At 61.0% G+C, this 505-nt stretch carries 1 protein-coding gene and 1 pseudogene; both read right to left on the bottom strand.

The annotated features are described in order from the left end of the window. Window positions 1–195 (bottom strand): annotated as a pseudogene (locus C7G61_RS43245) (carbohydrate ABC transporter permease); the annotation flags it as partial. Then, window positions 192–505, bottom strand: a 314-nt coding sequence (locus C7G61_RS43240) for a carbohydrate ABC transporter permease (RefSeq protein WP_145963859.1), incomplete at its 5' end; no start/stop codon positions are given. The pseudogene C7G61_RS43245 and the gene C7G61_RS43240, both read right to left, overlap by 4 nt.

The raw sequence follows: 505 nt of genomic DNA, 5'->3' as shown, positions 1-505 counted from the left end.
GGAGATAAGGCGCAGATAGTTCTCCAGGGACCAGCTAACCGGGCTGATGGCGACGCCCACGGCGGCAAGCCTCTCCTGTGGCGTAAAGGACGTCATCAGCATCCATAGGAACGGTCCGAGGGCCAAAAGAACGATGCCGAGCGCCGGAAGGTCGGTCGTCAGGATGCGCCGGGTTAAGGTTGGCTTGCCTATCATCGCTCGACCTCCCGCGACGTGCGTGCAATGTAGATGGCAACGACAACGCCCAGCAGCAGCGTGAACATCACAGCGATGGTGGTGCCGTAGCCAAAATCTAGGTTCTGTCGTGCCTTGACAAAGGCATAGAGAGGTAGCGTCTGGGTTGCATAGCCAGGCCCGCCGCCGGTCATCACGAAAATCACATCGATGGAGTTGGCAACCCAGATGATGCGCAGGAGGCCTGCGGTCGCGAGCACGCCCGCGATACCGGGCAAGGTCACGTGACGGAACTGCCGCCATGCGCTTGCGCCGTCAATGGATGCGGCCT

This window comes from Bradyrhizobium algeriense (assembly GCF_003062295.1).
GTDB lineage: Bacteria > Pseudomonadota > Alphaproteobacteria > Rhizobiales > Xanthobacteraceae > Bradyrhizobium > Bradyrhizobium algeriense.
Note: the sequence above shows the minus strand (reverse complement) of the source record. Positions and strands in the feature narration are given on the sequence as shown.